Here is an 8,969-nt window from a genome sequence, read left to right as displayed (position 1 = left end):
TCCTCGGGCCTTGGGCCACCGACCGCACCTTGCGGATCTCGAACTCCATCGCACCCCTTGAACTGGGGTGTTGCGACGACTCCTAGAACCCAAGGTCGGGGGCGGGGCCTTCACCACGTGCGGGCCGCCGGCGGCCGTCGGTCAGTCCAGCGGCCGCTTGGGGCGCCAGACCACCAGGGCGTTGCCCGGCTGCGGCGGCTGGTAGGGGACCAGGTCGCGCCGGTACGAGGCGTGCACCTGGGCCTCGCGCTGGCGCAGCACGGCCGCCGCCCCGTCCACGGCCGTGGACAGTTCGGCGACGCGCTGCTGGAGCGCGGCCACCTGGTTCTCCAGCTCGATGATCCGCTTGATGCCCGCCAGGTTGATGCCCTCGTCCTGGGACAGCGCCTGCACCGTGCGGAGCAGCTCGATGTCCCGGGCCGAATAGCGGCGGCCGCGCCCGGCCGTCCGGTCCGGGGAGACCAGGCCGAGGCGGTCGTACTGGCGCAGGGTCTGCGGATGCAGGCCCGAGAGCTGGGCGGCCACCGAGATGACGTAGACCGGGGTCTCGTCGGTCAGCTGATAGGGATTGCGTCGGCGGCCGTCCATGTCATGCTCCCTTCGCGGACTCGAACAGGGTGGAGCGCGGGTCCTCCGCGGCCGTGGCGTCGCGGAACGACTCCAGCGCCTCGCGGGCCTTGTCCGACAGCTCCGTCGGGACGGCCACTTCGACCGTCACCAGCAGGTCGCCGCGGGTGCCGTCCTTGCGGACCGCACCCTTGCCCCGGGCGCGCATCGTACGCCCGTTGGGGGTGCCCGGCGGCAGCTTCAGCGTCACCGCGGGGCCGTTCAGGGTCGGCACCTTGATGTCCGCGCCCAGCGTCGCCTCCGCGAAGCTGACCGGGACGGTGACCGTGAGGTTGTCGTCCTTGCGCCCGAACACCGGGTGGCTGCCGACGTGCACGACGACGTACAGGTCGCCGGCCGGACCGCCGCGCTCTCCCGGAGCTCCCTTGCCGCGCAGCCGGATCCGCTGGCCGTCGGAGACGCCCGCCGGGATCCGGACCTGCATGGTGCGCGAGGAACGGGCCCGTCCGCTGCCCTTGCAGATGTCGCAGGGGGTCTCGGCGATCAGGCCGCGGCCCTTGCAGTCCGAGCACGGATCGGTCAGCGAGAACCCGCCGCCGCTGCCGCGCGAGACCTGCCCGGTGCCGACGCAGGTCGGGCACACCCGGGGGGTGCCGTTCTTGTCACCGGTGCCCGAGCACGCCTTGCAGGGTGCCTGCGAGGACATCCGCAGCGGCACCGTGGCCCCGTCCACCGCCTCCGTGAAGGAGAGGGTGACCTCGGACTCGACGTCCTGGCCGCGGCGCGGCTGGGTGCGGGCGCCCGTACCGGCGCCCGCGCCACCGCGGTTGAACAGGCCGCCGAAGACGTCGCCCAGGCCGCCGCCGAAGCCGCCGGCGCCCGCTCCACCGCCCTGGGCGCCTCCGAAGAGGTCGCCCAGGTCGAAGTTGGAGAAGCCGCCGCCACCGCCGGGACCGGGGCGGAAGCCACCGTTCCCGAACAGCGCGCGGGCCTCGTCGTACTCCTTGCGCTTCTTGGCGTCCCCGAGGACGTCGTGCGCCTCGGAGATCTCCTTGAAGCGCTCCTCGGCCGAGGAATCACCCTTGTTGGCGTCCGGGTGGAACTCGCGGGCGAGCTTCCGGTACGCCTTCTTGACCTCGGCCTCGGTCGCGTCCTTCGGGACACCGAGGACCTTGTAGTAGTCCTTCTCGACGAAGTCCTTAGTGCTCATCCCCGGTGGCCCTCCTCTCGTGTGGTGCTGACATCAGCCCTTGTCGGGCCCGTCCGTATCCGTACCCGGCTCGGCCGCGTCCTCGGACTTGGCGGGAGCGGCCGCGCCCGGCTGGGGCTCGGCCACCGCGACGCGCGCGGGGCGGATCGTACGCTCGCCGATCCGGTACCCCGGCTGCAGGATCGCCACGCAGGTGTCCTCGGTGACGTCCGGCGCGTACGAGTGCATCAGGGCCTCGTGGATCGTCGGGTCGAAGGGCTCGCCCTCCTTGCCGAACTGCTGGAGGCCCATCTTGGCGGCGGCCGTCTCCAGCGATTCGGCCACCGACTTGAAGCCGCCGAGCAGTTCGCCGTGCTCCCGCGCCCGGCCGATGTCGTCCAGCGTCGGGAGCAGCTCGGTCAGGAGGGACGCGACCGCGATCTCCTTGACCGCGATCCGGTCCCGCTCGACCCGGCGGCGGTAGTTCTGGTACTCGGCCTGGAGCCGCTGGAGGTCCGCGGTGCGCTCACCGAGCGCGGTGCGGGCCTGGTCCAGCTGCGCCAGGAGGGCCGTTTCCTTGCCGAGCGACTCGGCAGCTCCGGCGTCCCCGGCCGGGGCCGCCTCCTCCTTCTCGGAGGAGGCGGCGGCCTTCGGCTCGGCCGCGGCGTCATCCGCCTCGTCACCGGTGGGGACTACGGGCTCCTCCTCGAAACCCGGGGTCTCCTCCGACATCAGGCAGCGCCGCCCTTCGGCTTCTCGTCGTCGACGATCTCGGCGTCGACGACATCGTCATCGGCCTTGGCCTGCTGGGCACCCTCGGCGCCCGCGGCACCCTGGGCGGCCTGCGCGTCGGCGTAGATCGCCTGGCCGAGCTTCTGGCTGACGGCGCCGAGCTTCTCGGTCGCAGTGCGGATCTCGGCGGTGTCCTCGCCCTTGAGCTTTTCCTTCAGCTCGGCGACGGACGCCTCGACCTCGGCCTTGACGTCGGCCGGGACCTTGTCCTCGTTGTCCTTGACGAACTTCTCCGTCTGGTAGACGAGCTGCTCGCCCTGGTTGCGGGACTCGGCCGCTTCCTTGCGGCGCAGGTCCTCGTCCGCGTACTGCTCCGCCTCCTGGCGCATGCGGTCGACCTCGTCCTTGCCGAGCGAAGAGCCGCCGGTGACGGTCATCTTCTGCTCCTTGCCCGTGCCGAGGTCCTTGGCCGTGACGTGCATGATGCCGTTCGCGTCGATGTCGAAGGAGACCTCGATCTGCGGGACACCGCGCGGGGCCGGCGGCAGGCCGGTCAGCTCGAACATGCCGAGCTTCTTGTTGTACGCCGCGATCTCGCGCTCGCCCTGGTAGACCTGGATCTGCACGGACGGCTGGTTGTCCTCGGCCGTCGTGAAGATCTCGGACCGCTTGGTCGGGATCGTGGTGTTGCGCTCGATGAGCTTGGTCATGATGCCGCCCTTGGTTTCGATACCGAGGGACAGCGGGGTCACGTCGAGGAGCAGGACGTCCTTGACCTCACCCTTGAGGACGCCGGCCTGGAGGGTCGCGCCGATGGCGACGACCTCGTCCGGGTTGACGCCCTTGTTGGCGTCCTGGCCGCCGGTCAGTTCCTTGACCAGTTCGGCGACGGCGGGCATGCGGGTCGAACCGCCGACGAGGACGACGTGGTCGATCTCGGACAGGTTGATGCCCGCGTCCTTGATGACGTTGTGGAACGGCGTCTTGCAGCGGTCCAGGAGGTCCGCGGTCAGCTGCTGGAACTGGGAGCGCGTGAGCTTCTCGTCCAGGTGCAGCGGGCCCTCGGCGGACGCCGTGATGTAGGGCAGGTTGATCGAGGTCTCCGTGGAGGAGGACAGCTCGATCTTCGCCTTCTCGGCGGCCTCGCGCAGACGCTGCAGGGCCATCTTGTCCTTGGCGAGGTCGACGCCGTGGCCGTTCTGGAACTGCTTCACGAGGTACTCGACGACGCGCTGGTCCCAGTCGTCACCACCGAGGTGGTTGTCACCGTTGGTGGCCTTGACCTCGACGACGCCGTCACCGATCTCCAGGAGCGACACGTCGAAGGTGCCGCCACCGAGGTCGAAGACGAGAATGGTCTGGTCGTCCTTGTCGAGACCGTAGGCCAGGGCGGCGGCGGTCGGCTCGTTGACGATGCGCAGGACGTTCAGACCCGCGATCTCACCGGCCTCCTTCGTCGCCTGACGCTCGGAGTCGTTGAAGTAGGCCGGGACGGTGATGACCGCGTCCGTGACCTTCTCACCCAGGTAGGCCTCGGCGTCGCGCTTCAGCTTCTGCAGGATGAAGGCGCTCATCTGCTGCGGGTTGAAGTCCTTGCCGTCCAGGTTGATCTTCCAGTCGGTGCCCATGTGGCGCTTGACCGACCGGATGGTCCTGTCGACGTTGGTGACCGCCTGGCGCTTGGCCACCTCGCCGACGAGGACCTCGCCGTTCTTGGCGAAGGCGACGACGGACGGCGTGGTCCTGGCGCCCTCGGCGTTGGTGATGACGGTGGGCTCGCCGCCTTCAAGAACGCTGACGACCGAGTTGGTGGTGCCCAGGTCGATGCCGACCGCACGTGCCATTTTGATTCCTCCAGCAACACTGACTTGAGTGGAACAGGCTCAAGGATGCCGCATCCTCCGCGACCCGTCAACAGACATGAGCCGGACAGGCTCAACTTTTAGGTCGCCCTTACGCTCACAAGGGCTCCGACCTGGGGTTACGGCACGGAGTGCGGGGCGCGCTCAATCGCCACGCAGGCTGGATGCGCCGCCCATGCGCCTGCGTGAGCCAAATCCAGCCCCGCCGGCGTTTGAGGCGCGGGGGTCCAGGGGCGGAGCCCCGGGCGGTTCCAGCCCCGCCGGCGTTTGAGGCGCGGGGTGCGGGGCGGAGCCCCGGCAGGGCCAGGCGGGCGATCGCCCGCGGCCCCGCAGCGCGCCCCCCACCCCCCGCCGGAGGCGTACGGCACGGTGCACCCATGCCGCTGCTGCCGCCCCTCCCCCTCCCCGCGCGCCCCGCGCTCCGGCTCCCCGCCCCGCCCCCGGCGAAGCGCGTCGCCGACCTCCTGGGCGCGGCCGTCCTGCTGGCCCTCCTGGCCGTACCGCTGGCCGCGGTGGCCGCCGCGCTGTACGCCGCCCCTCGCGCGGGCGTCTTCGTACGGGAGACCCGCGCCGGCCTCGGCGGCCACCCCTTCCGCACCTGGCGCTTCCGCACGGACGGCCCCCGGCTCGGCGCCGCCCTGGACCGGTACGCCCTGGACGGCCTCCCGCAGCTGCTCAACGTGCTCCGCGGCGAGATGTCCCTGGTCGGCCCCCGCCCCCTGGCCCGCGCGGACCACCCCGAGCGGCTGCTCGTACGCCCCGGGATGACGGGCCTGTGGCAGGTGAGCGCGCGCTCCGACCTGCCCTGGGAGGAGATGGACCTGCTGGACCGCCACTACGTGGAGAACCACTGGCTCGGCATGGACCTGGCGATCCTGGCGCAGACCCCGCGCGCCCTGCTGCGCGCGGCCGCCCCGCAGCGCCCCGCGCGGGGGCCCGTACCCGACCGCACGCAAGACCCCGCGCAGGACCCCGCACGAGACCCCGCGCCGCAAAGGGTGGCCTGAGCGACACAGATCACCGCGCGCTCGGCTACATTGCGGTCCGGGAAATGGGTAATCTCAAGGCTTGACTGACTAAGTTACTGCTTAGTAAGTGCCCGAGTGCCCGCCCTGGCCCGCCCGAGGAGCCTTCCCATGCAACTCGCCGCGATCATCGTGTCGCTGGTCCTGACCGTGGTCGGCGTCGCGCTGCTCGCCCGAGCCGTGGCGCAGATCTACCGGTTCGTGAAGCTCGGCCAACCCGTACCGGCGGGCAGCCGCGCGGACCGGCCGAAGGAGCGGACCCTCACCCTGGTCCGGGAGTTCCTCTTCCACAGCCGGATGAACCGCTGGGGCATCGTCGGCTTCGCGCACTGGTTCGTCGCGATCGGCTTCCTGACGCTGCCCCCGACGCTCGCGCAGGCCTACGGCCAGCTCTTCCAGGCCGACTGGACGCTGCCGGTCATCGGCGGCTTCCTGCCGTTCGAGCTGTACATCGAGTTCATCGGCGTGATGACGACCGTCGGCATCCTGGTGCTGATGGCCATCCGACTGGCCAGCCTGCCCTCGCGGGCCGGCCGCAAGTCCCGCTTCGCGGGCTCGAAGGCCTGGCAGGCGTACTTCGTCGAGTACATCATCCTCACCATCGGCCTCGCGATCCTCACCCTGCGCGGCCTCGAAGGCGCGATCCACCACGTCGACCACTACGAGCCGGCGTACTTCCTGTCGTACCCGCTGGTGCTGGCCTTCAAGGGCCTCTCGGTCTCCACGCTGCAGACGCTCATCTACTTCACCGCGATGATCAAGATCGGCACCTCGCTGATCTGGATGATCGTCGTCTCGCTCAACACCAGCATGGGTGTCGCCTGGCACCGCTTCCTCGGCTTCCCGAACATCTGGTTCAAGCGGAACGCCGACGGCTCGACGGCGCTCGGCGCCCTCCAGCCGATGACGAGCGGCGGCAAGGAGATCGACTTCGAGGAGCCGGGCGAGGACGACGTCTTCGGCGTCTCCCAGGTCGAGCAGTTCTCCTGGAAGGGCATCCTCGACTTCTCCACCTGCACCGAGTGCGGCCGCTGCCAGTCGCAGTGCCCGGCCTGGAACACGGGCAAGCCGCTGTCCCCGAAGCTCCTGATCATGTCCCTGCGCGACCACGCGCACGCCAAGGCGCCGTACCTGCTCGCGGGCGGCGGCAAGGACATGGAGGGCAACGAGAAGGCGACCCCGGAGCAGCTGAAGGACGTACCGGCGGCGGCCCTGGCGGAGGCGGAGCGTCCGCTCATCGGCACCGTCGAGGAGAACGGCGTCATCGACCCGGACGTGCTCTGGTCCTGCACCAGCTGCGGCGCGTGCGTGGAGCAGTGCCCGGTCGACATCGAGCACATCGACCACATCGTCGACATGCGCCGCTACCAGGTGATGATCGAGAGCGCGTTCCCGTCCGAGGCGGGCACGATGCTCAAGAACCTGGAGAAGAAGGGCAACCCCTGGGGGCTGGCCAAGAAGCAGCGCGTCGAGTGGACGAAGGAGGTGGACTTCGAGGTCCCGATCATCGGCAAGGACGCGGAGGACCTCTCCGAGTTCGACTACCTCTACTGGGTCGGCTGCGCCGGCGCGCTGGAGGACCGGGCCAAGAAGACCACGAAGGCCTTCGCGGAGCTGCTGAACATCGCGGGCGTCAAGTTCGCGATCATGGGCGGCGACGAGAAGTGCACGGGTGACTCCCCGCGCCGCCTCGGCAACGAGCCGCTCTTCCAGCAGCTCGCCCAGGAGAACGTCGCCATGCTGAACATGGCCTTCGGCGAGGACGACGAGGACCCGGAGACGAAGAAGCCGAAGTCGGCGAAGCGGATCGTCTCGACCTGCCCGCACTGCTTCAACACCATCGCGAACGAGTACCCGCAGCTGGGCGGCGAGTACGAGGTCATCCACCACACGCAGCTGCTCCAGCACCTCATCGACGAGGGCCGCCTCACTCCGGTCACGCCGGTCGACGGGCTGATCACCTACCACGACCCCTGCTACCTGGGCCGGCACAACAAGGTCTACACGCCGCCGCGCGAGATCATGTCGGCCGTCCCGGGCCTGCGCCAGCAGGAGATGCACCGCCACAAGGAGCGGGGCTTCTGCTGCGGCGCCGGTGGCGCGCGGATGTGGATGGAGGAGCGGATCGGCAAGCGCATCAACAACGAGCGCGTCGAGGAGGCCCTGTCCCTGAACCCGGACATCGTCTCGACCGCCTGCCCGTTCTGCCTGGTCATGCTGACCGACTCGGTCAACGGCAAGAAGAACGACGGCCAGGCCAAGGAGTCGGTGCAGGTCGTCGACGTGGCGCAGCTGCTGCTGGAATCGGTACGGACCCCCGCGGAGCCGGAAGCGGAGCCCGCGGCCGAGCCCGCGAGCTAGCCGGGGCACACGCACGACGGAGCGGCCGGTACCCCTGGGCAAGGGGGACCGGCCGCTTCGCCGTCCCGGCGGCGCGCGGGGCGCGGGGCGCGGGAGGGCCTACGGGGTTCCCCTAGGGGATGTCACAGGTCAGCCGCAAAGGCCCCCGGTTCCGGCCGCCCGCGCACCACCGGCCGCCGGACCGGGTACGTTCGATCACGTGGCAGGATTCAGGATGGGACGCGGCCGGAACAACAACCGCTCTCCGCAGCAACCCCCGCAGCAGCAACCGCCGTACGGGCAGCAGCAGGCACCGCCGTACGGCCGTCCGGCGCACCCCCCGGCGGGGCCGCCGTCGCAGCAGCAGTGGCCCCAGCCGTCGCCCGGCGGGCACGGCGAGCCGGAGTACTTCGACCCCCGCGCGGGCGCCCCGGGCGGGCCTCCGTACGCGGGTGGCCAGGGCGGTCCCCCGTACGCGGGCGGCCAGGGTCACGACGGCTACGGCGGCCAGGGCGGGCACGGCGGTCAGGGCAGTCACGGCGGCGGTTCGTACGCGGACAACCCCGGCTACACGCAGGCCTTCGCCGTCGGCGAGGACCCGTACGGCCAGGGCGCGACCTACCACGCGGGCGGCGCCCAGGCCCCGGTCGGGCCCAGTGGTCCGCGACTGGAGTGGAAGGACCTGCTCCGGGGCATCGTCATGCGGCCCGGCCCGACCTTCCTCCAGATGCGCGACCACGCCGTCTGGGGTCCGGCTCTGATCGTGACGTTCCTGTACGGCCTGCTCGCGGTCTTCGGCTTCGACAAGGCGCGCGAGGACGTCATCAAGGCGACCCTGGCCAACGCCGTCCCGATCGTGCTCAGCTCGGCGGTGGCCTTCGTCATCTGCGGTCTGATCCTGGGCGCGGTCACGCACACCCTGGCCCGCCAGCTCGGCGGCGACGGCGCGTGGCAGCCGACGATCGGCCTGTCGATGCTGGTCATGTCGGTCACGGACGCCCCGCGCCTGCTGTTCGCCCTGTTCCTCGGCGGCGACAACGTCCTCGTCCAGATCCTGGGCTGGGCGACCTGGGTGGCGGCCGGCGCCCTGTTCACCTCGCTGGTCAGCAAGTCGCACGACCTGCCGTGGCCGAAGGCGCTCGGCGCGTCCGCGATCCAGCTGATCGCCCTGCTGTCGATCATCAAGCTGGGCACCATCTAGCCGGCGGCTCCGCGCACGTCATGGGGGAGGGCCCGTACGCATCGCGTACGGGC

General features: G+C 70.6%; 7 protein-coding genes. 3 read left to right on the top strand and 4 right to left on the bottom strand.

The genetic code is table 11. The features are described from left to right. Window positions 1-141: 141 nt before the first annotated feature. From ABZY31_RS30830 to dnaK, 4 genes are read right to left on the bottom strand one after another with little or no spacing between them, the layout of a single operon-like run. Window positions 142-588 carry a helix-turn-helix domain-containing protein gene (locus ABZY31_RS30830; protein WP_283454134.1) on the bottom strand — a complete coding sequence of 149 codons (447 nt, stop codon included), beginning with the start codon at window positions 586-588 and terminating at the stop codon, window positions 142-144. 1 nt (window position 589) lies between these two features. Further along, window positions 590-1,777: a molecular chaperone DnaJ gene (gene dnaJ, locus ABZY31_RS30825; protein WP_356416930.1), complete on the bottom strand. Its 1,188-nt coding sequence runs from the start codon at window positions 1,775-1,777 to the stop codon at window positions 590-592. Window positions 1,778-1,810: 33 nt separating this feature from the next. Then, entirely contained in the window at window positions 1,811-2,488 is a 678-nt protein-coding gene (gene grpE, locus ABZY31_RS30820) for a nucleotide exchange factor GrpE (RefSeq protein WP_356416928.1), read from the bottom strand. After that, a complete protein-coding gene (gene dnaK, locus ABZY31_RS30815; RefSeq protein WP_356416926.1) occupies window positions 2,488-4,332 on the bottom strand; it encodes a molecular chaperone DnaK in 1,845 nt (614 codons plus the stop codon). The genes grpE and dnaK overlap by 1 nt, the downstream gene beginning before the upstream one ends. Window positions 4,333-4,727: 395 nt before the next feature. Here dnaK and ABZY31_RS30810 point away from each other — a divergent pair, with 395 nt between their 5' ends. From ABZY31_RS30810 to ABZY31_RS30800, 3 genes are all read left to right on the top strand, one after another. Beyond that, window positions 4,728-5,357 carry a sugar transferase gene (locus ABZY31_RS30810; protein WP_356416924.1) on the top strand — a complete coding sequence of 210 codons (630 nt, stop codon included), beginning with the start codon at window positions 4,728-4,730 and terminating at the stop codon, window positions 5,355-5,357. A 129-nt stretch (window positions 5,358-5,486) separates the two neighbouring features. After that, entirely contained in the window at window positions 5,487-7,736 is a 2,250-nt protein-coding gene (locus ABZY31_RS30805; RefSeq protein ID WP_356416922.1) for a (Fe-S)-binding protein, read from the top strand. Window positions 7,737-7,935: 199 nt separating this feature from the next. Next, window positions 7,936-8,916, top strand: a complete 981-nt coding sequence (locus ABZY31_RS30800) for a Yip1 family protein (protein WP_356416920.1) — start codon at window positions 7,936-7,938, stop codon at window positions 8,914-8,916. Window positions 8,917-8,969 lie beyond the last annotated feature (53 nt).

It is taken from the genome of Streptomyces sp. NPDC006529, from assembly GCF_040611795.1.
GTDB lineage: Bacteria > Actinomycetota > Actinomycetes > Streptomycetales > Streptomycetaceae > Streptomyces.
Note: the sequence above shows the minus strand (reverse complement) of the source record. Positions and strands in the feature narration are given on the sequence as shown.